The sequence below is a fragment of the Flavobacterium quisquiliarum genome (assembly GCF_019308285.1).
Taxonomy (GTDB): domain Bacteria; phylum Bacteroidota; class Bacteroidia; order Flavobacteriales; family Flavobacteriaceae; genus Flavobacterium; species Flavobacterium quisquiliarum.
Genome location: NZ_WWEM01000036.1, coordinates 103,487 through 129,865 on the forward strand (window position 1 = coordinate 103,487; position 26,379 = coordinate 129,865).

Genomic DNA, 26,379 nt, shown 5'->3' on the forward strand with positions numbered 1-26,379 from the left:
TTTATTTTGTTTTAAAGGTATAACTGATTCCCAATTGAAAATTCATATTTGTGTTATAATCTCCAAACAAATAATAATTATTGGAGTCGTTTTGATAATAATCACTGCTCAAAACATCCAGTAGACCTTTTTTAAATCGAGCTTCAAATGTCAGTCCAGAAGGCAAAGCATAAGCAATTCCTAAAACTAAACCAAGATCATTTTGTGCTTTTCTAACGGCAAGATTGTCATTTAACAAAATATCTAAAGTTGGTCCTGCCTGAAACTGAATTCCTTGTGGCAAAGTAAACTTATTTAGTATCGAAAGCGATAAATAATTGATGTCAAGATCTAGATACTCTACTTTATTGGTTTGACTAGTTTCATCATAATAATTTCGCGCTACATTATTAGAACCTTGTCTGCTGTAATTAATTTCAGGTTGTAACGAGTAAATTTTAGTAATCTTGATATCAGTAAAACCACCAACATAAAAATCAGTTTTATAATCGGCATGCATTTCAGAAATAGTAGAAAAACTAAATCCGCCTCTTAAACCGGGTTTAACACTTATCTGGGCTTGTATGTTTAATACTGCGAAAAAAACAATAATAAAAAGAACGTTTTTTTTATTCATGGCTTTTACTTCGTTTTAAATTTATAGCTGATTCCAATCTGGAAAACCTGATTCAAGATTGCATCATTAGTATAATATCCGTCGTTATTATAATAATCATAACCATAAATGTCCACCAATCCTTGTTTGATTCTCGCTTCAAAAGTTAACCCGTTTGGCAATGTGTAACCAACTCCTCCAACTATTGAAAAGTCAAAATCTTCCGGATTCGTATTGATGTAATTATCACTAACTTTAAAATCCAACGAAGGGCCTCCTAAAATGTGAAAACCACCACCGTTAAAGTTAAACTTTGCAACGGCTCCAAGCGTTATATAATTTAGCTCATACTTTTCAGAATAATAACGGCCGTTTTCAAAATATCTTCCTTCATCTCCTTGTCTGGAATAATTTATCTCTGGTTGAAGAGAGAAAAATTTATTAAATCTAATATCTACCAACCCACCAATATAAAAATCAGTTTTAGAGCTATTATCATCTATATTGGTTAAAGTTGAGATATTTAATCCGCCTCTTAAACCTGGATTAACTCTTACTTGCGCTTCTGAAGATTGAATTCCGAAGAACAAAACAAATGCAATTACCACAAAATTTCTCATTCCTAATTGATTTAAAGTTTATGATTAGTTTAATTTTCTATTCTGATTTAAAGTAATTCAGCTCAATTTTTAGTTTAATATTCTGATGAATTATCTGAATCTTTTCAGCAAAAATATTGTTTTCTGAACTGAAAAACAGTGTAAATTTTTCTTTTGTTTTAGAAGCATGAACGATCTTTTCTAGTTTTTGATCTTTTTTGGAGATGAAAATATAGTTGTCGCGTTTGCCGTCTTTTGATTTATAAATTTCAGCTGACTCATTTTCAAACTGTTCCTGAATCGCATATTTCTTTTTTAAAAGCAGACGAAAATCTTCTTTTAAAGTATTGATTAATATTTTTCGGTCTAATTCTGAAACGATAGAATTGACTTTAAAATCGGTTTCAGAAATTTCAAAATCCATTAATTTATTTCCGAATTCTGTAGTGAAAACAACACGATGTGTAGTGTCGTTTATTTTCTTGGCAATAAAAATTCCAGATAATTCATTTCCGTAAACGCTGATATTAGTTTTATAAACATAATCGGTTTTTGAATCGGAGAAATAAGGAACCGTATAAGACGTTTGGTCTAATTTTTTAGGTGTATAGTTTTTTGTAACCGAACCGCAAGAGACGAATACAAGAGCTAAAACGAAATTAATTAGTAAAAACTGAATCGTCGATTTTTGCATTGATTACTTTATTTTTAAGTACAATTCGGGTATAATCTTCAGATGATTCTAACAATTTTACCTGAACTACAGTTGCTTCTTCTTTGTCGAAAGTCAGTTCAATTTGTTTGATGTATTTTTTCAGCGTCGCATCTTTCGGAATAAATTTTGCCAGATTTTGACCTTTAACTTTGAAATAAGAAATCGTAAATTCTTTATCATCAAACATATTTCCACTTACGCTTCCCACAATTAATTTATTGATGCGGGCAAAGATTTTGCTGTTGCCAATATCAACGGCGCTTTTCTTTCCTTCGTCGTTAATTAGGATTTTCCCGTTTTTAAAAGTAATGCTGTAATTGTATGGTTTTTTGTATTGCCATTGTAAAAGAGCAGGTTCTTTAAAAACCATTTTTCCAGATGTTTCAATATCTTTTGATAAAAAATCCAAATGTTTGTACTGAACAAAATCGGTACTAAGTGTTTTGATTTTTTTAGCTACAACATTTACGTCTTCTTTAAATTGCGCAATTTCTGCAGTAGTCATTTTCTGCTCCTGAGCAAATAAACTACCTGAAATAAAAAGAATTAGTAGAGCTATTTTAGTTTTCATATTTTTTAAATTATGCTTTGTTTTTTCGCCACGAATTGCACCAATTTTCACGAATTTTTAATTTAATAAAATCCGTTTAAATCCGCGTCTTCGCGATAGCGAATCTGTTTCACCCGCGTTCAATTTTCATAAGCTTTAAGATTTAAAAGTTCTTCGATTGAAACGACCTGATAATTATTTTGCTGTAAAAATTGCAAAAACTGTTCCAAGACCAAAACAGAGTGTTCGCCTGTATCATGCAAAAGTACGATTCCGCCGGGAGAAACCCGTTTTGTAATTCGGTTTAAAATCAATTCCTGATTTTTGGTTCCGCCGTCAAGAGAACGAATATTCCAGCCAATTGTTTTGTGTCCGGTAATTTTTAACGCTCTTCTAATAGATGGCGTTGTAACTCCATAAGGCGGACGAAAAAAGTTGATTTTTCTTGAAGTGAATTTTTCCAACAATTTATCCGTTTTACGAAGTTCTTCAGTTATTTTGTCTTCATGATAAAAATCAAAAAACTTAGAATGACTGTAAGAATGATTTCCAACTAAATGACCTTCATCAATTACTTTTTGAAGAATTTCGGGATATATCTCGATATTTTTTCCAATACAGAAAAAAGTGGCGCTAGCATTATATTTTTTCAAAAGTTCTAAAACTTCTAAAGTATAAGTGCTTGGACCATCATCAAAAGTAAGCGCAATTTTTTTCTCTCTTTCTAATGGATTATTACAATAGGCTTTTACATGATAATTAGAAGAAATTCTCGAAGAACCAACAGCATTTATTCCAATCCACAGCAAAACTACAGCCCAATAATACCATATATTCATTGGCATAATAAAGTTCGCTAGAAACATTAAAAGCAATAAAAGGATAAAAAATATCGAGATGTTTTTATGCGTTATCATTTGGATAGTAACGTAAAACTATGATTTTTTCCGCTTAATTGATTGTATAATAAAATGGTTTTGTAAGCAGGTTTTGTAAGCGAATTTACTTTTACGATTTCAGGAACTTCCTGTGTTTTTAAAATTTTAGAAGCCATCCAAAAAGCAAAAGCCGAAGCCGTATCGTATTCGCCACTCAAATGTTTGTAATATAAAACAGGAGTTTGTGCAAAAGCATTTTCAGCCAGATTTCTGTAATAATTTTCAAAATCTACATTTCCATCAAAACCTAAAACTAAAGCATCGATATCTGAAATTTCTAAATGATTCGATTTCAAAAACGATTTTATTTCGTTTTCAACTTCATTAACTTCCAGTGTATTTACAATAGAAACATCTAAAAGTTCAGCGTAAGTATTGTCTTTTTTTTCATTTTCTAAAACAAAAAAACTGGCACCTTCACCATAAACGGCACCGCTTGTTTTAGAAGTCAGGACATCATAAGGCGCAGTATTATCGGCTTTAATGCGTCCGTTTAATTTGAAAAGAGCAGTCGTATAATCTCCGTTTTCGTCAACGCCTCCCACTAAAATGGAATTCGCTTCGTCTTCTTCAATCTGCATTTTAGCATCAATCAAAGCCGATTCAAAAGATACGGCACCATTTACATATGTAAAATTATAACCTTTACATTGCTGTAAAAGCGCAATCTGAGCACCAACTGTATTGTGAGTTGACTGAATGAAAGAAGTCGGAGTTAAAAACTCTTCTTTATTATCTAAAATACTTTTCAGGAATTTTTCAGAATCTTCGATGCATCCCAAACCTGTTCCGGTAATGATAGCATCGACACTTTCTACATTGGCGTCTTTCATGGCCAGGGCAGAAGCAACAATTCCGTTTTTCACCCCTTTTGCCATTCTTCGGCTTGCCGCCGGAGAAATATATTCTTTGTATGCCGGCGTTATAATTGCCAGTACATTTTCATCGTGATTTACATTGGCTTCTTCCAAAAAAACAGTATCAAATGTTTTTTGAGTCGAAATACAGCCTACTCCATTTATATATGTTTTTTTTGTCATTAGCTTTTTGAAAATATAAGGGTTGAACAGTTTCCTCCAAATCCAAAAGAGTTGGATAAAACGTGTTCTATGTTTTTATTTTTTAAATATGTCTGTGGTGTTAAATCGAATTCCTCCATCTGCGTTTCGAAATTCAAATTCGGATAAACTACATTATTCTGAAGAGACAAAACACTGTAAACCGCTTCAATTGCGGCTGCTGCTGCTAACGTATGCCCTGTAAATGGTTTTGTAGAACTAAAATCAGGCACTTTTTCGTCTTCGTAAATTCTTTTTAAAGCTCTTCCTTCAGATAAATCGTTGTTTGGCGTTGCAGTTCCGTGAACGTTGATATAATCAATTTGAGAAGGTTTTAAACCCGAAACTTCAAAAGCTTTTTTCATTGCCAGATAAGCGCCATCTCCATTTTCTGAAGAAGCTGTTTGATGATAAGCATCATTTGCATTTCCATAACCAGAAACTCTTGCCAGCACTTTTTTGTTTTGTTTGGCAACAATTTCATCCGATTCTAAAACCAAAAATGCTGCTGCTTCGCCAAGGTTTAATCCTTTTCTGTTATTGTCAAAAGGTTTGTTGTAATAGTCAGATAAAATCATCAAAGTCTTAAATCCGTTGATGGTGAATTTTGACAAAGCATCGGCTCCGCCTACAATAACTCGATCCAGTTTTCCGGTTTTGATTAATCTTGCGCCCAGCATAATCGAATTGGCAGCTGATGAACAAGCTGTACTGATAGTAGAAACCATTCCTTTTAAACCTAATTCTTCGGCAATCTTTTCTGCAACATCGCCGCCGTCATGACAGGTAATATATTTTACCAATTCTGGTTTTTCGAAATAATCGTAATAATGTTTTTCCGTCATGTCCATTCCGCCTACACTTGTAGCCGAAATAAGTCCCGTTCTAAATTCATTGATAGAGGTAATGCCGGCATTTTCGACAGCTTGTTTTGCTGCCAAAGTACCAATCATAGCAGTTCTCGAAAAATTATTATCGTCGTTTAATTGCAGTTCGCTGATGAGGTCGTCATTCGTTTTTTTGATTTCACCAACTTTGATAACATCAGCATGAACTGTAGAAATATTGGAGATACGAGAAATCCCGATTTTATTTTCGATTAACGAAAGATAATTCTCCTCAACCGAATTCCCGATTGCAGAGATAATTCCCATTCCCGTTATTGCAACACCTTTTGCCATTTTAGATTTATGATTTTAGATTGTAGATTCTAGAACTTTGTCAAAGTTTCAAACTTTGACAAAGTTGACGGATTTTTAAACCATTCTAGATTTTAGATTTTCAACTGGAATCTAAAATCTAAAGTCTAAAATCTGAAATCTATTTAGTTCTGTTAGCGCTAATATACGCTGCCATAGTTTCGATTGACTGGAAAATAGTTTTTCCTTCTTTAGGATCTACTAATTTAATTCCGTAATCTTTATCTAAAATCACGATCAATTCAAGTGCATCAATTGAGTCTAAACCTAAACCATCTCCAAACAAAGGATCGTTATCAGCAATGTCTTCAACTGCGATATCTTCAAGGTTTAGAGTCGTGATAATTTTGTTTTTCAATTCTTCTTTTAATGCTTCCATGCTTATTTATTGTATAATGTATTGATAGTTTCGTTTGTAAATTTTGTATTTTCTTCTTTGCTGATGGTGCAAAGAAAAGCTTTATAATCGTCTTTAAAAAACTCTACCCAGCCGCACAAAACCATATCTGCTTTATTCGTATTCAAAAGAATATCCGAATAATTAGACATAAATTCTGTGTTAAAGGTGTCAAATATAAAGAAAGAATTTTCACTTTTCAGCTGATGACGGATACTTATTTCGCCCAGACAAATATTTGGCAGTGTATAAACGAAAACCGCCGGACTAGGAAAATAGTTTTGTTTGTCTGAAATCGATTCCTGATATTTTACATCGGTATCTAAACTCGACGATTTATTGGCCAAAACCAAAGCAATATTATTTTCTTCTTCAGTTGAAGTTATCGGACTCAAAAGCAATTCTGATCCTAGAAAAGCCAGTTTGCTCAAAGCATCCATTTTGAAAAACTTTGAATACTGCATTTCAAAATTACGATAAGCCTGTTTAGAAAAATCAGCAAAATCGGTTGGTTCAATTTTGAAAACAGAAGTTCCGTTCAAAACAATTTCGTTGTTTTGAATGGTGATGTAGGATTGTATGTTGGTTTTGTTTTGAGTCATTTTTTAATAAAGAATTCAGTTATGAAGTCCAAAGATGAATAATTTTATTTACTTTCCATTTCCCAGTTTTATTTTCAATTATGACTAGAAAACCTCTTCCGCATTTTCCTCCTCCACATGAAGCTCCAACCGTTAAAATTCCTTTTGTTTTTGTTTGATCAAATTGAATTCTGGATATAAAAACTGTTCCAACAGGTATCACAGAATTACTCATGTCGTTTAAGTCCCAATATTTTTCATTAGAATATTTGGAAGCTTTTTCAAAATGAAACTTTTTGTTGTTTTTAAAAGGCTTTAAGTCAAAGGTATATTCTTCTGATTCTTTTATAGTGTCGTATTTGTAATCTGAAAGATCAATTTCTTTTTGAATCATTTCTGTTTCAAGAGCGCTTATTTTTGTTATTGTATCATAAACACCAATTAATATTCTGGCTTTATCGTTTTTGATACTATCTCGATAATGCCAATATTTTTTTAATTCTTTATGATATCCAATAGTATCTTCTTTATTGGTTTTAAAATCTCTTTTTGGCATTGGTGGGGGAGTAACAATTCTCCTATCCATATAAATAGAATCGACAATTTCTACAAAGACACTATTTAAAACCTGTTTTTCAAAATCAGATTCAGACACTTCTTTCTTTTTACATCCAAAAGATGAAAGAAGAACTAGAGTTATAAATATGAATTTTGATAGTTTCATTTATGTTTAAATATTTTGAACTCTCAAGATTTTCTTGCAAGTTGGGTTTTATTTTGAACTGTTCGGAATTTCCGAACAGTTGTTTTTTACTTTACCTTTTCAAAAATCACAGCCGTATTACAACCTCCAAATCCAGAAGCTGTTTTCAAAAAATATTCAATATTTGCGTCTTGATTTTTCTCAATCACATTGATAGCTTCACTAACCCCAATCTCATCAAAACCTTTTGATTCAAAAAGTGTATTTTGATTGGCAGATTCTATCGCAATTACCGTTTCCAATAATCCTGAAGCGCCTAAAGTATGACCGTAAAATCCTTTTAAACTATTCACAGGAACATTTTGTAAACCTAAACGATTTAAAGCGATGGCTTCCATTTCGTCGTTATAAGGAGTTGCCGTTCCATGAGCAGAAATATAATCTAATTTTTCGGCTTCAATCTGCGCTTCTTTTAAAGCATTCTGAATACTTCGAAACAAACCTTCGCCTGTTCTTGACGGACCAGAAATATGATTGGCATCGTTTATTGAACTATCTCCAATTACTTTTATTTTAGCATTTTTGGCTTCTGCCGAAACTAAAACAGCTGCTGTGGCTTCGCCTAAACTTACTCCGGTTCTGTTTTTAGAATAGGGTTTGCACGGCAGTTCACTCATTGCTTGAAAAGCATTAAATCCAGATAAAACAAATTCTGAAACTTCGTCGCCGGCAACCACTAAGATATTGTCGTAAAGTTCAGACTGAATCATTCTTTTGGCAACTGAAACTGCTAAAATTCCGGAAACACAGGCATTTGAAACTACAATTGGCTGTGTTTGAAATCCGAAGAAATTGGCAACGTTTTGGGCTAAAACATCTAAATGCGCATTATTAAAACTTTCTTCAGAATCATTTTCTAAAGCCGAAACATTTCCTTTTGTTGTTGAAAGTATAAAAGCGGTTTTGGAATTTAATTCAACTTTTGAATTTTTGATGATTGGCTCTAAAGCCAGAATCATCATTTTTTCTAAACGGGAATATTTGGTTTCAGTACTGATTTTTGCAAAAGCACTGTTTATTTTTTCATCAGAAATAATCGAAGCATAAAATGAATTGGGCATTAAAGAAATGTCAATATGTGGCTGAATTCCCGAATCGCCACGCAAAATCGCTTCGATGTTGGATTCAATATCAAAACCTAAAGGTGTGATGCAATTGGTTTCTGTAATGTATATTTCTTTAATCATTTTCAATTTAATTTCGTGAAATTTTAGCCCGCAGATCTGGCAGATTGAGCAGATTTAATTTGGGTTAATTCGTGAATTCGTGGCTAAAAAAACTTTATTTCAACAACCCAACTTTTCGTTTCCATTCTTCATAAAATGGCGGATTGGTCAGCATTAAATTTCCTGCTGCATCTAAAAAAACCTGAGTTGTTTCTCCTGTGCACGCCACTTCTCCTTTATCATCAATAATTTTAAAACGATAAATCATTTTGGCTGCTGGTGTATCAACAACAGTCGTTTCGATTGTGACCACATCGCCGTAACGCAATGACAATTTATGTTCGCAGGTCGATTTTACAATTGGTGTTGTATAACCTGTTTTTGCAATATCCAGATAAGTAAGACCATGTTCGCGTCCAAAAGCCTCACGTCCATCTTCGAAATAGGTAATATAATTGCCATGCCAAACGATTCCAAGCGGATCTGTTTCGTTAAAACGAATTCTGATTTCGTGAGAAACGGTTAGGTTCGTGGCTTCTTTAAACTGCTCTTTTCTTTTGATCATAAAATAATGCGATGGCTGATGTGAGAATGAAAAACAAAAAGGATAAACTTATTTCTGGAATAATTTCTAACAATGAAACGTTACGCAACAAAACGTCATAAAAAGCTTCTAATCCCCAGTTCATTGGAGACGATTTGGCAATGATTTGCATGATGCTTGGCATGGCAAAAACAGGAACCCAAATACCGCCGATTGCAGCTAAAATAATTACGCTAGTTGCACCAAAAGGAGCCGATTGTTCCTGTGTGCTCGCAATTGTTCCTAGTAAAATTCCGAATCCGATCGCTGCAAAACCTGAAAATAAAGCAACAATACTCATTAAAAATAAATGGCCTTCGATATTTAAAGACGGTAATCCGATTGACGGAAATAAGAATACTGCAACGGCAACCATCATATAAAACTGAATCATACAAATGACAGAGTAGGTAATGGTTTTCCCAATAATTATCACTAAATTAGAAACAGGATTGGTTCTTAACCGCACAAAAGTTCCCTGCGATTTTTCTTTTACAATATTGATGGATAACGGAATCACGATAAAAAATATTGCAAAAAGTGTCCAGGCCGGAACGTTGTGCTGTACCGAATTTGGGCGTATTTCTTTGTTATTAATTGTTGGAATTATTTCTTTGAAAGTAATAAAACTTTTCTGTTCAAAATCAGTAGTTCCTTCCCCTAATTGATTTTGAAAAGTGGTATAAATGGATTTGGTTTCAATCTGCGATATCATTTTGTCGATAGAACTCATGACAGCATTTTTAAAACTCATTTGTACCGCAGGATCAAAATATAGTTTTACTTCTTTTTCTTTTATAATGCGTTGAGGTTTGGCAGATGCTGATGCAGTGCTGTCTGTCATGCCTAAACTGCTGACAATTTTTTCAACATTTTGATCTACTTTGGCTTGTAAATCTGTACTCAAATCTTTTGGAATTATGATTGCCAATTGGTATTTTCCTTTATGGACATTTTCTCGAGCAACATCTTCTGTAACAGCTTTGTTGTCGATTTGTGTGACAACTGTGAACAAACTGCTTTTTTCTAAATTATCGAATACCGTTTTGGAAACAGTTCCTTTATCGTTGTCAACCAATAAAATGGGAATTTTAGAATCGCTTACAGTTTTAAAAGTACTGTCCTGAATTAAAGTCACAGTGATAACTAAAACCAAAGGCATGACAAACAGAATAATCAAACCGCCTAAATCACGTTTAAGCAGTAAGAATTCTTTCACAACCGACATCCAAATTTTATATAGCATCTCTCAAAGCTTTACCGGTTAATGAAATAAAAACATCTTCAAGATTTCGCGCATCTTCAACAGAATCAATTAAACTGGAAGGCGTTCCTTTAGTAAAAATTTGTCCTTGATCGATGATGGCAATATTACTGCAGAAATCTTCGGCTTCAGCCAAATGATGCGAAGTATAAATAATGCTTGTCCCGTTTTGATTCAATACTTTTAAGTAATCGATAATGGCATTTTTTGACTGAACGTCAACACCAACGGTTGGTTCGTCTAAGAATAAAACTTTTGGATTATGCAGAATTCCGGCAATCAGATTAACGCGGCGTTTCATTCCGCCTGAAAAAGTCTGTACTTGTTTGTCGGCAAATTTTAAAAGTCCTAAAAGATCTAAAGTTTCGATTACTTTGTCTTTTAAATCATTTCCTTTTAGGCCGTACATACTTCCAAAATAAAGGAGGTTTTCTCTGGCCGTAAGAGTAGGATACAAGGCATATTCCTGAGGAACAACACCTATAATTTTTTTAATTTTTGAAGAATGATGCTGATAGTCTAAGCCATCAATGGTAAAATGTCCTGAAGTTGGTTTTATCAATCCGCAGAGCATGGAGATTAAGGTGGTTTTTCCGGCACCGTTTGGACCAAGCAACCCAAAAATCTGTCCTTCAGTTATATCCAGCGAAACGTTGTTCAAAGAATACATTTCTGCATTTTTGTACTTTTTCGACAGGGATTCTATTTTAATTATAGACTGCAAAATATAGTTTTAGCTGATCGCTTTTTTTAGTTTTTTGAAAAAGATTTCTTCTCTGTTCGCAATGTCCAGAAGTTCATCTGCAATAGTATTGTACGCATCTTCTTTGGCACTTCTATTTTTATAAATTCGGGAAGCTTCAACAGCGAAATCACGCCATGAATCTCCAATTTTTGTCATTTCTTTAGAAAGTTCTTTCAGTTCTTCGTTACCTAAAATAACCGAAGCTTCCTGTAAAAATGCCGCATAAATAAAACGGAAACCACCGCCTCCGGTTCCAATTTCTTCCTGCATACGAACCATTTGCGCTAGGTAATGATTGGCTTTTTTGGTTCCGTGTTTTATCGGCCATTTTCTAATTTGCTTGGATACAAATTTGATACCGCGAACACCCACAATTGGCATTGGCGCCAGCATATCACGACAGGTATTTTTTATTCCTTTAATTATGGCACTTTTTAAATCAACGTCTTGCGGAATTTGAATTGGATAATACATTTGGCCACGCGGTGCAAAAGCTCCTTTGGCAAAACGAACTTTATCCAGTTCTTCGTGTGTTAAAGTGGTTACGGTTTCCATTACAGGATCACTCACTAAATAATCTGTATCGGTTTTGCCGTAAACAACTAAATTGTGTGCGTTGAAATGGAAACGATATTCATCTGGAAAATAACTTAAGTTGTAAACGCCAACTTGTAATCCGGTTGGAATATTATTTTTTAAATTTTCGTCTAAAGCTTTGTTTGCGTTTGAAACAGAAGAAAATTTTTGTCTTTTTATTTTTAAATTTAAACGTGTGGCAACTTTATTAAAAATCTGTCCAGGCAAAGTTCTGTAACTAATCGCTGGTGCATAATTCACTTTGATAAAAGGCAGATATACAAAAAATAATCCTGAGCCAATACCAAAAACCATCGGTTCGCTGATGTTTAGTCCGCTGTTTTTTAGCAGATTTGACGCTACTCCATTCTCACAATGAGCAGACTGATGATGTGTGAAAGTTAATTCCATTTATTGGGTAATGCTGTTTTTTAATTCTTCAATTGATACTTCAAAGGTATCGGCATATTTCTGCAAAGTCTTATCATTTAGTTTTGCAAAAACACTTGGTTTAAAATGCCTTTTTACGCGCCATTTCCAAAATCCTACATAACTGGATAAAATAGTAAGATCCATTTTATTGACTTCCATAAAATACACAATCGGACTTACCTCGCCATTTAAAACTTGTTGTTTTGCATCGGCAATTCTTTCGTTTATTTCGTCAATCGAATTCGAAAGTGCGATTGTTTTTGGTTCCCAGCCTGTGCTTAAGGTTGTGGTATAATCGCCATTTTCGTCAGTCGCATATAAAAGCTCTTTTACGTTGTTTTTCGTTAAGTTACTTGTGTCCTGTGGTACTTTATCTTTTTCCATTTTGCTAATTTAATTGATTAGGAACATACAGATTGCAACTATACATAAACTAATTATTAAAAATCCAAGATTAGCGAAAGCTAAGTTTCGTTGTTTCTTTACAAATAAATAAATCATTTCTATTAGTAATCCCAAATAAAACATTTGGGTTATCAAAAATATCAGGACAAAAAATCCTAAACCGCCGTCAACATGTCTGTGTCCGGTTTCGTCGCAATATTTATGAGGGTCGTAAGTGAAATACCAAAATAAGAAAACCAACCCAAGCAAAAGAACGAGAATTCCGATTCGGATTACGAGATGTAAAATAATTTTTTTTGAATTATTCAACCGAAACTGTTTTTTGAATAAACAAGTTAATTTCGCATTCTAAGAGTATCTGGTCTTCGACTGAACTTTGACAGCTCATCGTGCATAAAGTGTAATCGTCGCCAGCGAATTTTGAAATTAAATCTGCTTTGGTAATTATAGTATCGCCGACTTTTGGCAGCGAATGAATTTTTACATTTTTTAAGGCACTTATAAATCCAATTACATTTACGTTCTCATTTTCTGTTCCGTTTTCGTCAAAAAAATATTTTTTTCCAACAATAGACGAACAGGTCTGCGCCGTATTTTCAATTAAACCCGCTTCGATAAAAACATTATTTTGTACAAAAATATTGTCTTCTTTTATCAAAAAGATGGTTTCTACGAAGTTGGCATCAATATCCAAAATCAAATCCACCATAAGCATTGGTGCTCGGTGCGGCAAATAATTTTGTATGTCAACTCCGGTATTCAAAATCATATATTATTTGGCTAAAACGGTTTTCATTTGTCCGTTTGCGATTTCTTCGTTATTTAATTTTGTCACGATATTTACTAAAGTAATTCCGGCAAATTCTTGTAAAATAGTTACTTCAGATTGAATGTTGTCGTTTAATTGAGGCAATTTTTTAATTTCAATTTCTTTAATAGAACCGATGTAACCTGTAGGAGCAATTTCGTTTCTTAAAAAATATTGATAGCCCGTATGTAATGCTACAGATTGAGCCATGTGTTCGATTAAACCTGCTTCTAGAAAAATGTTATTGTTTACGAAAATATTATCCTGCTGAATTTTTAAACCCGAAATCAAAGAAGTTTCGGTATAAGAATACATAGCATCAACCATCACAAAAGGAAACTTTTGTGGCAGTAAATTTTCTACCATTTCTTTTTCTAGAGAAGCCATTGTTTCCATTAGCAAACCGTTAAATACGCATAAGCGAAAGAAAACCTTCCACTTTCAGGGACTGATAAAAGAATGTGATCTCCTTTTTTCAATTTCGCTGAGTTCATTAATTCTTCCAGCGCTAGGTAAATTGAGGCAGAACCTACATTGCCCACTCTTGAAAGATTCATGAACCATTTTTCGTCACTCATTCCAATTCCTTTTTCGCTTAATCCTTTCTTTAGTCCTTCCACAAAGAAATTAGAAGAAACGTGAGGAATGAAATATGTAATATCTTCAGATTTGATGTTATTTTTATCCATTGCGTCTTTCATGCTTTCGGCACCTTTCGTAAGGATAAATTCATCTAATAATTTTACGTCTTGTTTAATTGAGAAAACAGATTCGTTTAGCCATTGTTCCGGCGCATAGTCGCTCCATCCTTTGATTTCTCCATTTTCTAATTTATCTCCTCCTGCATACATACAAGTCTCTAATTCGTAAGCATACGAAAAAGCTTCCATCCATTCGATTTTTAGGGAGATTGGGCCTCTTGGTTTATTTTCTAATAAAAAGGCGCCGGCGCCGTCAGAAAGCATCCATCTTAAGAAATCTTTTTTGAACGCAATGATAGGCTGTTCTTCAAGATTTTTTAAATTTTCTGCTTCGTGATTGTATTTTTGAGCATTCAGCCAAGTCGAAACTTTTTCAGATCCTGTACAGATGGCATTTTTTGAATTTCCAGAACGCACAGAAAGAAAACCAAATTTTAGTGAGTTCATTCCAGCACAGCAAACTCCCGTAGAAGAGTTTAATTCAACCGATTTGTTTTTTAGCAAACCGTGAACCATCGCAGCATGCGAAGGAAGAAAAATATCTGGAGTTGAGGTTCCGCAAGAAAGTACTTCTAGATCTTGAGGCGTAAAATTTTCGTCGAATAATGGTAAGATTGCATTACGTGTTAATTCGGCATTGCTATGTGTACTTTTACCAGTTTTGTCAACAGCGTAATATCGGCTTGTAATTTTATTATTGCGCAAAATAATACGTCTTGCTTTTGAAGCAGTATCGTTGATAAGACCTAAATAGGCTTCCATTTCATCATTAGAAACAGCTTCGTTTGGCAAATATTTTGCAGCTTTTGTAATATATACTTCGAACATAATCTAAAAATAGTCTTCTAAACTCCTTGATAATATTGAGTTTCTCTTTTTATGGTTTTTAACTTAAAAGGGTAGGAAATCAAGTGCAATATATACACTATTGGTGAGATTAACCAAATTGCAAGGAATAAATAAACATTAAATACTTTTAGAAGCTGTTTTCGCTTTTTTTGATTTTTATAAATGATGTTTGACCATTTATTGAAAATTTTATTGGCTGTTTTGTCAACAGTCACTAAGTATGAACTAATTTTTACAGCTCCCGCGTTTACTAATTTTGGCTGTAAATCGGTTAAACTATTTTTGTTGAAAGAATCCAGCATAATTTCTCCAAACTGGCTTGATTCTTCTATGTCTATATCTGAAACTCCTGGAAGCGGAAAAATACCTAGATATTTTTTCTTAACCCCAGAAAACATCCATTCTACAATTGTTATTACGCTTATTAAATTTCCAACTCGGTCTACCAAAGCTACGTTTCCAACCAAATTTGAATTTGCCTCCTTTAATAAGGTTTTAATTTTTTCCTGCGCCATAATCCACATGTTTCTTGAACCGCTTATGGTAATAACAGGAGTATTGTTTAATAGTTTTTTGGCATCGTCACTTTTCAAAAAGGAATTGATAGGAATAGAAGGCGATAAATACCAAACCTGATAATGAAAGAGTATCAAATCAAATTTTGTATTTAAAATTTCTTCTGGAACTGGTTTTAATGCGGTTGGAATCTGTAAAAAAGATTCTGGAAAAGCATCAAAAAAAGAATCCTTATTCCAAGGAAAAGGGAAAGGTTTTTCCAGTTGGATTTCGTGAAAAGTTACATTTATATTCTCGTCATTTAAAAACGGCTTTGCAATGTTTCGTGCAATAGTTTCTAACTGTCCTGATTGAGAATAATAAATAACGAGGACATTTTTCATTATGGTTTACTTGCTTTGGTTGCGGACAAAAGTAAGTAAATTTATTTAAACGAATTTTCTTGTTTAATTGATCTAAATTTTCGCTCAGCTTTTAGAAATTGCATTCTTTTAAATTTTTGGAGATGCAATTGAAAAATGATTTAATAAAAGTCTTTTTTTGGCAACATAATTAACGAAACTTTCAGAATTCGCTCAAAAAAATTATGCTTTTAAATCGTTCCAAAAGTCAAAATAGTTAAACCATTGTAAAGGATATTGTCGCAGAATACTTTCTACACTGTTTACATATTCTTTCAGAAGACCTTTTTCGTCACGGTGTTTTACTGTCGCTTCTCTAGCGAATAAGTGATAATGAAGGTTAGGTTCTTTCATTACATATACAAAAACAACAGGAACTTTTAATCTTGAAGCAATTAAAAATGGTCCGGCAGGAAAGTTGGCTTCTTTGCCTAAAAGATTTTCAGAAAGAGATTTGGTTCCTTCAAAATAACGATCTCCTGTAAAACAAACCAATTCGTTATTGGCTAAAGCCGAATTAATCTCGAAAATATGAGACAAATCTTCTTTGATGATGATGAATTTTACGGTTGGTTTTTGCGTAACGCTTTCCAAGTAATTCTTAATGGCAGAATGTTCTAAATCTGTTGTAACCAGATTGATTTGAAAGTTGAGGTCGATGTCTCCTAAAAAGTGTTCGGCAATTTCAAAATTTCCAACATGCGCACTAATTAAAACACCGCCTTTTTTTTCTGCGAGAAGTTTTTTAAGGGTTTCGATTCCATCAAACTCATAAGTAAATTTATTTCGCATTCCTGCTGAAATAGAAACTTTATCAATAATGGTTTGTCCAAAAGTGTAGTAACTTTTGAAAACCATTTTTTTAGATTTGAAATAGGAATATTGAAGCCTTTCTCTAAAATAATAAGAGATAGCACGATTGTTTTTTCTTAGAAACAAAAAATAATAGGAAGCGACAAAGTAAAGTAAGCCATAAGCGGCTTTAACACCCGCTTTTTTAATTAAAAAAACGAATATTCTATACCCTAAAACAGTTCCTTTGGATTTGCCATCCCATTGACTCATTTAAGCTGATTTGGCTTTGATTTTAGTTTCGATAAGATCATAAAAGCTTTGAAAATCAGAAATTCCAACAAAATCTGCTTCAACTAGTTTTACACCAAAGTTAGACTCGATTGAAACTACTAAATCAACATAATCTAAACTATCTAATCCAAGTGTATCTTTCAAATTAGCATTTGGTTCAATGTCGTCATTATCAACTTCAAATTCATCAACTAAAAAACCATTAATTTTTGCTATAATCTCTTCTTTATTCATCGTTCAATTTAAACTTTTTAACCACCAACGCAGAGTTGGTTCCTCCGAAACCGAAAGAATTGGACAAAAATATGTCAAATTTTTTGTTTAACGTAACTTTAACTAAATTTAATTTTGAAGCATCTTCATCTGGATTTTCTAAATTGATGTTTGGCGCAATGAAATCGTTCTGCATCATTAAGATAGAATAAATTATTTCGCTTGCTCCAGCCATCCAGCATTCGTGGCCTGTCATTGATTTGGTAGAACTTACAGGCGGATTTTTTTCTCCAAAGACTTCAAAAATCGCTTTGGCTTCGTTTGCATCACCAACAGGAGTTGAGGTAGCATGTGCATTTATATACTCAATATCTGAAGCTTGCAATTGAGCATCATCAAGAGCTCTTTTCATAGCCGTTGCAGGTCCTTCAACGTTTGGAGTAGAAATATGCCCGCCGTTTGATGAAAAACCATAACCGCCAATTTCTGCTATAATTGTAACGCCTCGAGCAATGGCAGATTCGTAACTTTCTAAAATTAAAGTTGCCCCGCCACCACTCGGAATTAATCCGTCGCGACCAGCATCAAAAGGTCTTGAAGCTTTTTCAGGATCGCCTTCTCTATTAGAAAAAACACCTAATCCGTCAAAACTGCTCATGGCATATTTATTAATTTCCTGAGCACCACCAGTAATTATAATATCTTGAAAACCACTTTTTATTAAAAAATAAGCCAATCCAATAGAATGAGAACCACTAGCACAAGCAGCACTTACAGTAAGATTGATGCCTCGCAGTTTAAAAATCGTAGAAAGATTCATCGTTACTGTGGAATTCATCGACTTAAAAATGGCACCAGAACCAATTAGGGCAGTGTCTTTTTTCTCTCGGACAATATCTGTAGCATCAATAATAGCTTTAGAAACACTGTCGTTTCCGTACATAATTCCCACTTCGTGCTCATCAAAAAAAGCATCGTCGATATTCGCATTTTTCAATGCTTCGATAGTTGCCATATAAGCATATTCGGTTTCTTCACCAATGCTCATACGCTGTCTGCGTGTCAATAAATTTTTAAGATCGGCTTTCGGAACCATTCCAGTTAAGGCTGATTGAAAACCAAATTCTTTACGTTCAGAATCAAACTGAATACCAGATTTTCCTTGATATAACGAATCTTTTACTTCGTCTAAAGAAGTTCCGATACAAGAATAAATTCCCATTCCAGTAATTACAACTCTTCTATTCATCGTCTTTCAAAAGTAATTTTTTATCCTTAAAGTGTTTTTTTTAATCTCGCAATCCCGACAGCTATCGGGATTGCGAGCATTTTTCTATGTTTAAAAAACTTAAAATGATCTCGCAAACATAGTATTCTTTAAGAATATATTCCGCCGTTAATATTGATAATTTCTCCTGTAATGTAACTTGCTTTTTTAGAAATCAAAAAGCTTACCAAATCTGCTACTTCTTCGGCTTCGCCAAAACGATTTACCGGAATAAGTTTTAATAATTCTTTTTCATCCAGTTCACTTGTCATATCTGTTCTGATAAAACCTGGCGCAACAGCATTTACCGTAATATTTCGTTTTGCCACTTCTTGTGCCAATGCTTTTGTAGCAGCAACAATAGCGCCTTTTGCCGCTGAATAATTAGTTTGTCCTGCAGTTCCTTTTACTCCAGAAACAGAAACAATATTTACAATTCGACCGTATTTGTTACGAAGCATTTTTTGAATAAAAAATTGCGTTACATTAAAAAAACCGTTTACACTTGTATTCATCACGTTGTTCCAATCCTGTGGTGTCATCCACATAAAAAGACCATCTTTTGTAATTCCAGCATTATTTACAATCGCTTCTACCAATTTTTCAGGATTGGCTTCCTGCCATTGCGTAAGAACGTTTTGTACTTGTTCAAAATTGGCAACATCAAAACCTAAAATTTCTCCTGTTGCACCTAATTTTTGTATTTCTTGTAATGTTTCTTCGGCAGCTGTTTGATTCGAATGATAATTAATCAGAATATGATAATCAGATTCTACGGCTAGTTTTTTACAAATAGCACTTCCGATTCCTCTAGAACCGCCTGTTACTAATACACACTTCATAAGTGAAATTTATTTCTTTTTCTTGGCTGCTGGTTTCGTTGTCGATTTTGCAGCTGGTTTGGTTGTTTTTGTTTCTTGTTTTGGGGCTTCAGTAGGAGAAGGAGCTGCTACTGGCTGTGGTTTTTCAGATTTCGAAAACAATTCAGCGTTTTCAAACCATTGGTTGGCTAATACTGTTCCGTCTGGTTTAAGAAATCCCCATTTTCCTTCGTTTTTTACTCGTGCTACACCTCCAATAAACCCTTTGTCCTGTTGCACAAACATGGCAATAATAGCATTTGTTGTGATGCCGTACTGTGTTGGAATAACTAATTTTCCAGATTCGTTGATGAATCCCCAATTGCTTTCTTTAACTGGAGCTAAACCGTTTGTACTGAAAACTTCTGCATCACTGTAAGTTGGTTCAATAACAAATTTTCCTTCCGGATTAATGAATCCCCATTTTTTTCCAACTAAAACGGGAGCCAGATTTTTAGAGAATGCTTTTCCTTTATCATAAATAGGAAGAATTACCCAGTTTCCTTTTAAATCAATATAGCCGATTTTTCCGTTTTTCTTAGCGAAAGTTAAATCCTGAGTTTCAAAATCCCAGATTTTTTCGGCTCCGTCAACCGGAATAAATTTTCTGCCGCTTACCAGTCCGAAAGTTTTATCTTTTCTGGCCCAAGTTGTTCCTTTAAAATAATTTCCGATTTCGGCATAAGCAGGTTCAACCATTTCTTTTCCTTCCGTATTGATGATTCCCCAGTTTTTATTCAATTCTACTCTGGCATAACCATTTTCAAAAGGTTTAATCTGATCATATTTCGGTTCTAGAACAACAGTCATTTTGTTGTTGATCAAACCTACTTTATTGTTTTGTCTAATGAAGGCAACTCCGTCATTAAAATCAAAAACTTTTTCAGTAGCAGGAGCTTTTTGGATTTCTCCTTTTGTATTAATATAAACCCATTCCTTATCTTTTTGTACAACAGCGATTCCGTTGTTAAAATCTTTAGCATCTTTAAAGTCGGCTGGAATTACCCAAGTTCCTTTTGTGTCAATAAAACCCCATTTTCCGCCGTTTTCTACAGCAGCTAATCCTTCAGAAAAACTTCTGGCAGATTTATATTGTGGTTCAATTTTAAAAGATCCGTCTTTAGTAAGATAGCCAATTTTGGAGCTCTTTTTAACTAAAGCCAATTCTTGACTATTAACAAATTGAATACTTACCAGCAACAAAAAAATAAGTGTCTTTTTCATGATTTTAAAATTCAATGTTTAACGATTAAAAAACTAAAACTCTTTGGGGCAAATTTGTATATCAATTTTTAACTATTGATCAAATAATCTTTAACTTTTTGAACAAAAGGATACATTACCTGATCTTCTTTAAATGTTGGAATTATATTTCGGATATCATCGTACCATTTTTTTGTAACAGATGAAATTTTATCTTTTTGTTCTAAATAATCTATTGCTTGAGCGATTGTGATTAATTCGATTGCTAAAACTTCAAAAGAGTTTTCGATTACTTTTGCTGTCATTACTGCCGCATTGGTTCCCATACTTACAATGTCCTGATTGTCATTGTTGTTTGGAATACTGTGAACATACATTGGATTAGACAATGTCTGGCTTTCTGCAGTTGTTGAAGTTGCTACGAACTGAACACCCTGCATTCCAAAGTTAAATCCTAAAGTTCCTAAGTTTACAAATGGAGGAAGCAGTTCGTTGATTTTTGAATTCAATAAATAGTTCAATTGACGTTCTGCCAGCATCGTTAATTTGGTAATAACGATTTTTAGTTTATCCATTTCAAGCGAAATATAATCTCCGTGGAAATTTCCTCCGTGGTAAACGTGCTGATTTTTTACATCGATAATCGGATTGTCGTTTGCCGAGTTAAATTCGTCTTCCAAAATAGAAGCTACATTATTTATAGTCTCTAAAACAGGACCCAAAATTTGAGGAACGCATCTTAATGAATAATATTCCTGAACTTTTTCTTTGAAGATTTCCTCTGTATTTTCACCAGAATATAAATGGTCTTCTCTTTTGCGGATTAAAGTACTGTCAGAAAGATTTTTTCTCATTCTCTCAGCCACTTCCTGCTGTCCTTTATGACGTTTGGTTTGGTTTAATTCTGCAGAAAAATGATCGTCGTAAGCTTGTACCAATTCGTTGATTGCACAAGAAGCTTTTAATGACCAGTCTAATAATTTTTGAGCATAATGCACATTCACAACACCAATTCCTGTCATTACAGAAGTTCCGTTGATCAATGCCAAACCTTCTCTGATTTCAACTTGAATAGGTTTTAAACCTTCGATTTCAAAAACTTCGGACGTTGGGCGTCTGTCTCCTTTATAAAAAACTTCACCTTCGCCAATTAAAACCAAAGCTAAATGTGATAATTGGACCAAATCACCGCTGGCACCAACACCACCGTGTTCAAAAATTAAAGGCGTAATATCTCTATTGATTAATTCTGCCATTAAATGAATAACAGAAGGATGAACTCCTGAATTTCCTAAAGAAAGCGTATTTAATCTTGCTAAAATAGCTGCTTTTGCACATTCTGGATTTAAAGGTTTTCCTGTCCCAGAAGAGTGGCTTCTTATTAAATTGTATTGCAGTTGAATTTGATCAGACTCTTTAATTCTATATTGAGCCATTGGACCAAAGCCCGTATTTACTCCGTAGATTACTTTGTTTCCTGAGAATTCTTTCAAGAAATTAAAACTTTCATTTACCCGATTTAAAACTACATCGCTTATGGAAACTTTGTTTTTTCCAAAGATTATGGCTTCAAATTCTGCTAAACTTAAATATTCATTTATTGTATTCATCAAATCGATTTTGGTTGCGCTAATTTAATTTTATTTATCAAAATAAATGTAGTTATTTTGATGATGGCAAATGTAGGTTAATTAATGATAATAATTCTAATATGACAAAGGAGTTTGTTGATGTTTTAGTGATTGGCGCAGGACCATCTGGATGTGTTTCTGCATCTTATCTTTTTAAAAACAATGTTAATGTTAAAGTTGTAGAAAAACAAAAGTTTCCGAGACTTGTTGTTGGCGAAAGCCTTATTCCGCGTGTTATGGACCATTTTGCTGAAGCAGAATTGTTTGACGCGCTTGATGCCATGAACTTTGAGAAAAAATTAGGAGCACGTTTTATTAGAGGGGAAGAAATCTGCAATTTTGATTTCAGTAAAAAATTTGGAGAAGGCTGGGACTGGACCTGGCAGGTTCCAAGAGCCGATTTTGATAATACAATGGCACAGGAAATTGTGCGAAAAGGAATTGATCTGGAATTTGAAACCGAAGTTTTGGAAGTTTCTTTTGAAGGGAAAAAATCAAAAACCATTGTAAAAGATAAAGATGGGAATCTAAAAGAAATTCACGCCAATTTTATAATCGATTCAAGCGGATACGGTCGTGTTTTACCAAGACTTTTAGATTTAGATACGCCGTCAAAATTAGATCCGCATTCTTCTATTTTTACACATGTTAAAGACATTAATAGAGAAGAAGGTGTAGAGGGAACTCAGATTTCTTTTGATATTCTGGAAACTGAAGTTTGGCTCTGGGTAATTCCTTTTTCTAACGGAAATACTAGTTTAGGTGTGGTAGGTCCGACAGATTTTATCAATTCGCTTTCTGAAAATAAAGACAATGCTGAGGCTTTGAAAAATGCCATTCAGAAATCAGATTATTATATTAAAAGATTTGCCGGAACTGAATTTTTATTTGAGCCGGTTAAATTAGAAAACTATTCAAGAGCGGTAAAAAGAATGTATGGAGATGGTTTTGCGTTAACAGGAAACAGTTCAGAATTCTTAGATCCAGTTTTCTCTTCAGGTGTAGCTTTTGCAACGGAATCTGGAATGCTTGCAGCAAAATTATATTTGAAAGAATCACAGGGAATTCCTGTTGATTGGGAAGTGGAGTTTACCCAATATATGAAACGCGGAATTGCCGTTTTTACCACTTATGTACAGGAATGGTACACAGGAAATTTACAGACGCTGTTTTTCCATCAGCCGGAAAATCCAGAAGTAAAAGAAAAAATATGTGCTGTTTTAGCTGGTTATGTTTGGAACGAAGAAAATTCGTTTGTCAAGAAACACGATCACGTTATTGCGAATATGGCGTATTTACTAAATATGCAAAAAGAACAAAGCCCTGAATAATCAGGGCTTTACCAATGAGATATTCCTACGGAATATTAAATAATAATACTATTTAGTTTTTTTAGCTATCAGCTTAGACATTGTTTTTGCGGTTTTTGCAAATCCTTCTCCAATTCTGGTTTCGTTGCTAAAGTTGCTTCCCCATTGATCTCCTGGAGCTTCGTCACTGGTAATTTCCAACAATACATTTGATTTATTGGCTGTTTCAACAAATTTTAAATTCGTTGTTACTTTTGCGGGCTGTTTCATAATTCCTGCATCCCAGCCTGGATAAATCCATACCGCTTGTACAATTAAAGTATAAGGAGTATTTAAACCTTCCTGAAAGTTTAAATCTTTTTTCTCTTTCGTTAAAACGATATTAGCAATTTCTAAAAATTTAGGAGTCCAGATTTGATCTTTTGCTACAATCCATTTTTTCTCCCAAAGATTTCCGTTTCCTTTTGCTTTTTTATCCAAATCGGCTTTGTGTTCTTCAACATATTGCGCTTCAGGTTTGTTTTCTTTCATCATAGTAAAATTACTATAATCAAATACGGTGTTGATTTCTTTTTGGTCTTTTAAAAAATCGAAATTTCCTTGAACAACATTAATGTCCTGTGCGAACACTGCCCCTGAGATAAAGAAGCATGCGATAATTAGTTTTTTCATTTTTTGGTTAATTGAGGTTAATTTTTGTTGGGCTAAAAATAATCAAAATGAGGAGTAAATAATTTATTTCATGTTAAAATAATATTGCCATTTTGTTTTAAAACCAAAAAGAGGATTCCAAAATTGAAATCCTCTTTTTTATTATTTGAAATAAGATTAGAATATTACAATCCGAAAATCTTATCCATTAAAATCCATTTTTGTCCTGGTTTTGCCCATGGTAAAGCTTGTTGGAATTTCCACATTAAAGTTTCCCATTCCTGAACTTTTTCGTTTGCAGCGTCGGCTTTGTCTTTCTTTTCGAAAGTAAAATCGGCATCTGCTTCGATGATCATGAACAATCGGTTTCCAGTGCAGTAAATATCTAGGATTTCAATTCCAGAATCTTGAATGCTTTTTTTAATTTCTGGCCATACATTTTCATGCAGTTCTTTGTATTCTGCAATTAAATTGGCGTCATCTTTAAGATCTAAAGCCAGATAGAATTTTTGTGTTGCCATAATCTAAAATTTATCCTTGGTAAGCTACAGCAGTTTGTTTACTTGTACCTAAACCTTCAATTCCTAATTCGATTACGTCACCTGCTTTAATGTAAATCGGATCTGGTTTGATTCCCAATCCAACTCCCGGAGGCGTTCCTGTACTGATTACATCGCCAGGGAGCAATGTCATAAACTGGCTTAAATAATGTACTAAAAATGGAATTTTGAAAATCAAGTTTGAAGTATTACTGTTTTGGAACGTTTTTCCGTTTACAGTAAGCCACATTTTTAGATTGTTTACATCGCCAATTTCATCCGGAGTTGCCATAATTGGTCCAAGAGGAGCGAAAGTATCAGAACCTTTTCCTTTTGCCCATTGTCCGCCTCTTTCGATTTGGAAAGCTCTTTCGCTGTAATCATTCAAAAGGCAATATCCTGCGATATAATTTGGTGCATCTTCTTCAGAAACATAGCTTGCTTTTTTACCTACAACAAATGCTAATTCTACTTCCCAGTCTGTTTTTTCACTGTTTTTTGGAATGATCAAATTGTCATTTGGTCCGCATAAAGAAGTGGTAGATTTGAAGAAAATAATTGGTTCTTCTGGAATTGCTGCTCCAGTTTCTTCACAGTGATCTACATAATTTAATCCGATGCAGATAATTTTTGAAGGACGTGCAACAGGTGAACCTAAACGTACTGAATCGCTTACTTCTGGCAATGAAGGATTATTTTTTAAAGCTTCTTCTAATTTCGCTAAACCGTCATTTTCAAAAAAAGTTTCGTTGTAATCTGTTACAATAGACGAAACATCGTATCTTTTTTCATTTAGTAAAACTCCTGGTTTTTCCTTTCCTTCTTCTCCGAATCTAATAAGTTTCATATTTTAATTTTTTTAGTAATGTGTATTTTTTTAGCCACGAATTCACGAATTAAAATGATTTTAAAAATCTGTGAAATCTGTATTAAATAAAAATAGCCACGAATTATGACTGAAAAAATTCGTGAATTCGTGGCTATTCTTTTTTTTAGTTATTCAATTTAATAAAGCCTCCGTCAATTGGGTAATCTGAACCTGTGATGAAAGACGATTCGTCGCTGCATAAGAATAAAGCTAAAGTGGCGATTTCTTCTGGTTTTCCCATACGACCGATTGGCTGTGACTGAGATAATTTTTCGAAGATTTCTTCTTCTTTTCCAGGATAATTTTTAGCAATAAATCCGTCTACGAAAGGCGTGTGAACTCTTGCAGGAGAAATAGAATTACATCTGATTTTATCGTTCAAATAATCTTTTGCAACCGATAAAGTCATAGCCATAACCGCTCCTTTTGCCGTAGAATAAGCAAAACGATCTGGAATTCCAACCCAGCATGCAATTGAAGCCAAGTTCAAAATGACACCTCCGCCAGAATTTCTTAGCGCCGGAATTGAAGCATGAAGACAGTTGTAAACTCCTTTTACGTTTACATTCATAATACGGTCAAAATCAGATTCTGAAGTAGTATCTACTTTTCCAACGTGAGCAATTCCCGCGTTGTTTACCAGAATATTGATATTTCCGATTTTTTGGAAAGTTGAATTTACTTGTTCGTGATTCGAAACGTCGCAAGCGTGAGCAAAAACATTCCCTCCAGCTGATTTTATTTCTTCAACCGTTTCTTTTGCGCTTTCTTCTGTTAATTCTAAAATATGAACTTCAGCTCCTTGTTTCGCAAATAAAACCGAAATAGCTCTTCCAATTCCGCTTCCGCCGCCCGTGATAATTGCTTTTTTATTTTGTAATGAAAACATTTGATATAATTTTTTTATAGT

General features: G+C 33.8%; 31 protein-coding genes. 1 reads left to right on the forward strand and 30 read right to left on the reverse strand.

Translation table 11 applies throughout. The features are described from left to right. Window position 1 precedes the first annotated feature (1 nt). From GSY47_RS19070 to GSY47_RS19195, 26 genes are all read right to left on the reverse strand, one after another. Complete coding sequence (locus tag GSY47_RS19070) at window positions 2-616, reverse strand: outer membrane beta-barrel protein (protein ID WP_179000888.1); 615 nt, start codon at window positions 614-616, stop codon at window positions 2-4. 5 nt (window positions 617-621) lie between these two features. Continuing rightward, window positions 622-1,215 carry a porin family protein gene (locus GSY47_RS19075; protein WP_179000886.1) on the reverse strand — a complete coding sequence of 198 codons (594 nt, stop codon included), beginning with the start codon at window positions 1,213-1,215 and terminating at the stop codon, window positions 622-624. 37 nt (window positions 1,216-1,252) lie between these two features. After that, a complete protein-coding gene (locus tag GSY47_RS19080) occupies window positions 1,253-1,888 on the reverse strand; it encodes a hypothetical protein (RefSeq protein ID WP_179000884.1) in 636 nt (211 codons plus the stop codon). Further along, window positions 1,854-2,480 carry an outer membrane lipoprotein carrier protein LolA gene (locus tag GSY47_RS19085; RefSeq protein ID WP_109194732.1) on the reverse strand — a complete coding sequence of 209 codons (627 nt, stop codon included), beginning with the start codon at window positions 2,478-2,480 and terminating at the stop codon, window positions 1,854-1,856. Before GSY47_RS19085 ends, GSY47_RS19080 begins: the two co-directional genes overlap by 35 nt. Window positions 2,481-2,599: 119 nt before the next feature. Continuing rightward, window positions 2,600-3,304, reverse strand: a complete 705-nt coding sequence (locus GSY47_RS19090) for a polysaccharide deacetylase family protein (RefSeq protein ID WP_246611358.1) — start codon at window positions 3,302-3,304, stop codon at window positions 2,600-2,602. Window positions 3,305-3,372: 68 nt separating this feature from the next. After that, window positions 3,373-4,437 (reverse strand): beta-ketoacyl synthase N-terminal-like domain-containing protein, encoded by a 1,065-nt coding sequence (locus GSY47_RS19095; RefSeq protein WP_219071509.1) that lies wholly within the window; start codon window positions 4,435-4,437, stop codon window positions 3,373-3,375. Further along, window positions 4,437-5,636 (reverse strand): beta-ketoacyl-[acyl-carrier-protein] synthase family protein, encoded by a 1,200-nt coding sequence (locus GSY47_RS19100; RefSeq protein WP_179000878.1) that lies wholly within the window; start codon window positions 5,634-5,636, stop codon window positions 4,437-4,439. Before GSY47_RS19100 ends, GSY47_RS19095 begins: the two co-directional genes overlap by 1 nt. 139 nt (window positions 5,637-5,775) lie before the next feature. Further along, on the reverse strand, window positions 5,776-6,033 hold the full coding sequence (locus tag GSY47_RS19105) for a phosphopantetheine-binding protein (RefSeq protein WP_068841663.1): 258 nt from the start codon (window positions 6,031-6,033) through the stop codon (window positions 5,776-5,778). A 2-nt stretch (window positions 6,034-6,035) separates the two neighbouring features. Further along, the gene (locus GSY47_RS19110; protein WP_179000876.1) at window positions 6,036-6,653 is read right to left on the reverse strand and encodes a 3-oxoacyl-ACP synthase; all 618 of its coding nucleotides are present in this window, start codon (window positions 6,651-6,653) and stop codon (window positions 6,036-6,038) included. 19 nt (window positions 6,654-6,672) lie between these two features. Further along, on the reverse strand, window positions 6,673-7,356 hold the full coding sequence (locus tag GSY47_RS19115) for a hypothetical protein (protein WP_179000874.1): 684 nt from the start codon (window positions 7,354-7,356) through the stop codon (window positions 6,673-6,675). Window positions 7,357-7,442: 86 nt separating this feature from the next. Then, complete coding sequence (locus GSY47_RS19120) at window positions 7,443-8,582, reverse strand: beta-ketoacyl synthase N-terminal-like domain-containing protein (protein ID WP_179000872.1); 1,140 nt, start codon at window positions 8,580-8,582, stop codon at window positions 7,443-7,445. Between the two features lie 94 nt (window positions 8,583-8,676). Next, the gene (locus GSY47_RS19125) at window positions 8,677-9,126 is read right to left on the reverse strand and encodes an acyl-CoA thioesterase (protein WP_091490305.1); all 450 of its coding nucleotides are present in this window, start codon (window positions 9,124-9,126) and stop codon (window positions 8,677-8,679) included. Further along, window positions 9,101-10,390, reverse strand: coding sequence for an ABC transporter permease (locus GSY47_RS19130; protein ID WP_179000870.1), 1,290 nt, complete (start codon window positions 10,388-10,390; stop codon window positions 9,101-9,103). Before GSY47_RS19130 ends, GSY47_RS19125 begins: the two co-directional genes overlap by 26 nt. Next, a complete protein-coding gene (locus GSY47_RS19135; protein WP_179000868.1) occupies window positions 10,380-11,078 on the reverse strand; it encodes an ABC transporter ATP-binding protein in 699 nt (232 codons plus the stop codon). The genes GSY47_RS19130 and GSY47_RS19135 overlap by 11 nt, the downstream gene beginning before the upstream one ends. Window positions 11,079-11,141: 63 nt before the next feature. Next, the gene (locus tag GSY47_RS19140; RefSeq protein WP_179000866.1) at window positions 11,142-12,140 is read right to left on the reverse strand and encodes a BtrH N-terminal domain-containing protein; all 999 of its coding nucleotides are present in this window, start codon (window positions 12,138-12,140) and stop codon (window positions 11,142-11,144) included. Continuing rightward, complete coding sequence (locus tag GSY47_RS19145) at window positions 12,141-12,545, reverse strand: hypothetical protein (protein ID WP_179000864.1); 405 nt, start codon at window positions 12,543-12,545, stop codon at window positions 12,141-12,143. Between the two features lie 322 nt (window positions 12,546-12,867). Then, complete coding sequence (locus tag GSY47_RS19150) at window positions 12,868-13,335, reverse strand: ABC transporter permease (protein ID WP_179000862.1); 468 nt, start codon at window positions 13,333-13,335, stop codon at window positions 12,868-12,870. Window positions 13,336-13,338: 3 nt separating this feature from the next. Beyond that, entirely contained in the window at window positions 13,339-13,770 is a 432-nt protein-coding gene (locus GSY47_RS19155) for a hypothetical protein (RefSeq protein WP_179000860.1), read from the reverse strand. After that, entirely contained in the window at window positions 13,770-14,903 is a 1,134-nt protein-coding gene (locus tag GSY47_RS19160; RefSeq protein ID WP_179000858.1) for a beta-ketoacyl-ACP synthase III, read from the reverse strand. The genes GSY47_RS19155 and GSY47_RS19160 overlap by 1 nt, the downstream gene beginning before the upstream one ends. 17 nt (window positions 14,904-14,920) lie before the next feature. Further along, on the reverse strand, window positions 14,921-15,823 hold the full coding sequence (locus tag GSY47_RS19165; RefSeq protein ID WP_179000856.1) for an NADPH-dependent FMN reductase family protein: 903 nt from the start codon (window positions 15,821-15,823) through the stop codon (window positions 14,921-14,923). Between the two features lie 201 nt (window positions 15,824-16,024). Further along, window positions 16,025-16,906, reverse strand: coding sequence for an LpxL/LpxP family acyltransferase (locus GSY47_RS19170; RefSeq protein WP_179000854.1), 882 nt, complete (start codon window positions 16,904-16,906; stop codon window positions 16,025-16,027). Continuing rightward, the gene (locus GSY47_RS19175; RefSeq protein ID WP_091490330.1) at window positions 16,907-17,161 is read right to left on the reverse strand and encodes an acyl carrier protein; all 255 of its coding nucleotides are present in this window, start codon (window positions 17,159-17,161) and stop codon (window positions 16,907-16,909) included. Further along, on the reverse strand, window positions 17,154-18,389 hold the full coding sequence (locus tag GSY47_RS19180) for a beta-ketoacyl-[acyl-carrier-protein] synthase family protein (protein WP_179000852.1): 1,236 nt from the start codon (window positions 18,387-18,389) through the stop codon (window positions 17,154-17,156). The genes GSY47_RS19175 and GSY47_RS19180 overlap by 8 nt, the downstream gene beginning before the upstream one ends. A gap of 128 nt (window positions 18,390-18,517) precedes the next feature. Further along, window positions 18,518-19,249 carry a 3-oxoacyl-ACP reductase FabG gene (gene fabG, locus GSY47_RS19185; protein ID WP_179000850.1) on the reverse strand — a complete coding sequence of 244 codons (732 nt, stop codon included), beginning with the start codon at window positions 19,247-19,249 and terminating at the stop codon, window positions 18,518-18,520. A 9-nt stretch (window positions 19,250-19,258) separates the two neighbouring features. Then, complete coding sequence (locus GSY47_RS19190; protein ID WP_219071510.1) at window positions 19,259-20,491, reverse strand: WG repeat-containing protein; 1,233 nt, start codon at window positions 20,489-20,491, stop codon at window positions 19,259-19,261. Window positions 20,492-20,559: 68 nt separating this feature from the next. Beyond that, complete coding sequence (locus GSY47_RS19195) at window positions 20,560-22,080, reverse strand: HAL/PAL/TAL family ammonia-lyase (RefSeq protein WP_179000848.1); 1,521 nt, start codon at window positions 22,078-22,080, stop codon at window positions 20,560-20,562. A gap of 101 nt (window positions 22,081-22,181) precedes the next feature. Here GSY47_RS19195 and GSY47_RS19200 point away from each other — a divergent pair, with 101 nt between their 5' ends. After that, entirely contained in the window at window positions 22,182-23,432 is a 1,251-nt protein-coding gene (locus tag GSY47_RS19200) for an NAD(P)/FAD-dependent oxidoreductase (protein WP_179000846.1), read from the forward strand. A 48-nt stretch (window positions 23,433-23,480) separates the two neighbouring features. Here the strand turns inward: GSY47_RS19200 and GSY47_RS19205 are convergent, their stop codons facing one another. The 4 genes from GSY47_RS19205 to GSY47_RS19220 form a co-directional block, all read right to left on the reverse strand. Continuing rightward, a complete protein-coding gene (locus GSY47_RS19205; protein WP_179000844.1) occupies window positions 23,481-24,083 on the reverse strand; it encodes a hypothetical protein in 603 nt (200 codons plus the stop codon). Between the two features lie 164 nt (window positions 24,084-24,247). Beyond that, window positions 24,248-24,583: an L-rhamnose mutarotase gene (locus tag GSY47_RS19210; RefSeq protein ID WP_179000842.1), complete on the reverse strand. Its 336-nt coding sequence runs from the start codon at window positions 24,581-24,583 to the stop codon at window positions 24,248-24,250. Window positions 24,584-24,593: 10 nt separating this feature from the next. After that, entirely contained in the window at window positions 24,594-25,448 is an 855-nt protein-coding gene (locus tag GSY47_RS19215) for a fumarylacetoacetate hydrolase family protein (protein WP_179000840.1), read from the reverse strand. 145 nt (window positions 25,449-25,593) lie between these two features. Next, complete coding sequence (locus tag GSY47_RS19220; RefSeq protein WP_095930657.1) at window positions 25,594-26,358, reverse strand: SDR family NAD(P)-dependent oxidoreductase; 765 nt, start codon at window positions 26,356-26,358, stop codon at window positions 25,594-25,596. Window positions 26,359-26,379: the final 21 nt, after the last annotated feature.

What these genes read in the sequence shown, in the direction of transcription:
- GSY47_RS19070 (WP_179000888.1), bottom strand. Translation starts at nt 616, where the DNA reads ATGAATAAAAAAAACGTTCTTTTTATTATTGTTTTTTTCGCAGTATTA.
- GSY47_RS19075 (WP_179000886.1), bottom strand. Translation starts at nt 1,215, where the DNA reads ATGAGAAATTTTGTGGTAATTGCATTTGTTTTGTTCTTCGGAATTCAA.
- GSY47_RS19080 (WP_179000884.1), bottom strand. Translation starts at nt 1,888, where the DNA reads ATGCAAAAATCGACGATTCAGTTTTTACTAATTAATTTCGTTTTAGCT.
- GSY47_RS19085 (WP_109194732.1), bottom strand. Translation starts at nt 2,480, where the DNA reads ATGAAAACTAAAATAGCTCTACTAATTCTTTTTATTTCAGGTAGTTTA.
- GSY47_RS19090 (WP_246611358.1), bottom strand. Translation starts at nt 3,304, where the DNA reads ATGCCAATGAATATATGGTATTATTGGGCTGTAGTTTTGCTGTGGATT.
- GSY47_RS19095 (WP_219071509.1), bottom strand. Translation starts at nt 4,437, where the DNA reads ATGACAAAAAAAACATATATAAATGGAGTAGGCTGTATTTCGACTCAA.
- GSY47_RS19100 (WP_179000878.1), bottom strand. Translation starts at nt 5,636, where the DNA reads ATGGCAAAAGGTGTTGCAATAACGGGAATGGGAATTATCTCTGCAATC.
- GSY47_RS19105 (WP_068841663.1), bottom strand. Translation starts at nt 6,033, where the DNA reads ATGGAAGCATTAAAAGAAGAATTGAAAAACAAAATTATCACGACTCTA.
- GSY47_RS19110 (WP_179000876.1), bottom strand. Translation starts at nt 6,653, where the DNA reads ATGACTCAAAACAAAACCAACATACAATCCTACATCACCATTCAAAAC.
- GSY47_RS19115 (WP_179000874.1), bottom strand. Translation starts at nt 7,356, where the DNA reads ATGAAACTATCAAAATTCATATTTATAACTCTAGTTCTTCTTTCATCT.
- GSY47_RS19120 (WP_179000872.1), bottom strand. Translation starts at nt 8,582, where the DNA reads ATGATTAAAGAAATATACATTACAGAAACCAATTGCATCACACCTTTA.
- GSY47_RS19125 (WP_091490305.1), bottom strand. Translation starts at nt 9,126, where the DNA reads ATGATCAAAAGAAAAGAGCAGTTTAAAGAAGCCACGAACCTAACCGTT.
- GSY47_RS19130 (WP_179000870.1), bottom strand. Translation starts at nt 10,390, where the DNA reads ATGCTATATAAAATTTGGATGTCGGTTGTGAAAGAATTCTTACTGCTT.
- GSY47_RS19135 (WP_179000868.1), bottom strand. Translation starts at nt 11,078, where the DNA reads ATGTATTCTTTGAACAACGTTTCGCTGGATATAACTGAAGGACAGATT.
- GSY47_RS19140 (WP_179000866.1), bottom strand. Translation starts at nt 12,140, where the DNA reads ATGGAATTAACTTTCACACATCATCAGTCTGCTCATTGTGAGAATGGA.
- GSY47_RS19145 (WP_179000864.1), bottom strand. Translation starts at nt 12,545, where the DNA reads ATGGAAAAAGATAAAGTACCACAGGACACAAGTAACTTAACGAAAAAC.
- GSY47_RS19150 (WP_179000862.1), bottom strand. Translation starts at nt 13,335, where the DNA reads ATGATTTTGAATACCGGAGTTGACATACAAAATTATTTGCCGCACCGA.
- GSY47_RS19155 (WP_179000860.1), bottom strand. Translation starts at nt 13,770, where the DNA reads ATGGAAACAATGGCTTCTCTAGAAAAAGAAATGGTAGAAAATTTACTG.
- GSY47_RS19160 (WP_179000858.1), bottom strand. Translation starts at nt 14,903, where the DNA reads ATGTTCGAAGTATATATTACAAAAGCTGCAAAATATTTGCCAAACGAA.
- GSY47_RS19165 (WP_179000856.1), bottom strand. Translation starts at nt 15,823, where the DNA reads ATGAAAAATGTCCTCGTTATTTATTATTCTCAATCAGGACAGTTAGAA.
- GSY47_RS19170 (WP_179000854.1), bottom strand. Translation starts at nt 16,906, where the DNA reads ATGAGTCAATGGGATGGCAAATCCAAAGGAACTGTTTTAGGGTATAGA.
- GSY47_RS19175 (WP_091490330.1), bottom strand. Translation starts at nt 17,161, where the DNA reads ATGAATAAAGAAGAGATTATAGCAAAAATTAATGGTTTTTTAGTTGAT.
- GSY47_RS19180 (WP_179000852.1), bottom strand. Translation starts at nt 18,389, where the DNA reads ATGAATAGAAGAGTTGTAATTACTGGAATGGGAATTTATTCTTGTATC.
- fabG (WP_179000850.1), bottom strand. Translation starts at nt 19,249, where the DNA reads ATGAAGTGTGTATTAGTAACAGGCGGTTCTAGAGGAATCGGAAGTGCT.
- GSY47_RS19190 (WP_219071510.1), bottom strand. Translation starts at nt 20,491, where the DNA reads ATGAAAAAGACACTTATTTTTTTGTTGCTGGTAAGTATTCAATTTGTT.
- GSY47_RS19195 (WP_179000848.1), bottom strand. Translation starts at nt 22,080, where the DNA reads ATGAATACAATAAATGAATATTTAAGTTTAGCAGAATTTGAAGCCATA.
- GSY47_RS19200 (WP_179000846.1), top strand. Translation starts at nt 22,182, where the DNA reads ATGACAAAGGAGTTTGTTGATGTTTTAGTGATTGGCGCAGGACCATCT.
- GSY47_RS19205 (WP_179000844.1), bottom strand. Translation starts at nt 24,083, where the DNA reads ATGAAAAAACTAATTATCGCATGCTTCTTTATCTCAGGGGCAGTGTTC.
- GSY47_RS19210 (WP_179000842.1), bottom strand. Translation starts at nt 24,583, where the DNA reads ATGGCAACACAAAAATTCTATCTGGCTTTAGATCTTAAAGATGACGCC.
- GSY47_RS19215 (WP_179000840.1), bottom strand. Translation starts at nt 25,448, where the DNA reads ATGAAACTTATTAGATTCGGAGAAGAAGGAAAGGAAAAACCAGGAGTT.
- GSY47_RS19220 (WP_095930657.1), bottom strand. Translation starts at nt 26,358, where the DNA reads ATGTTTTCATTACAAAATAAAAAAGCAATTATCACGGGCGGCGGAAGC.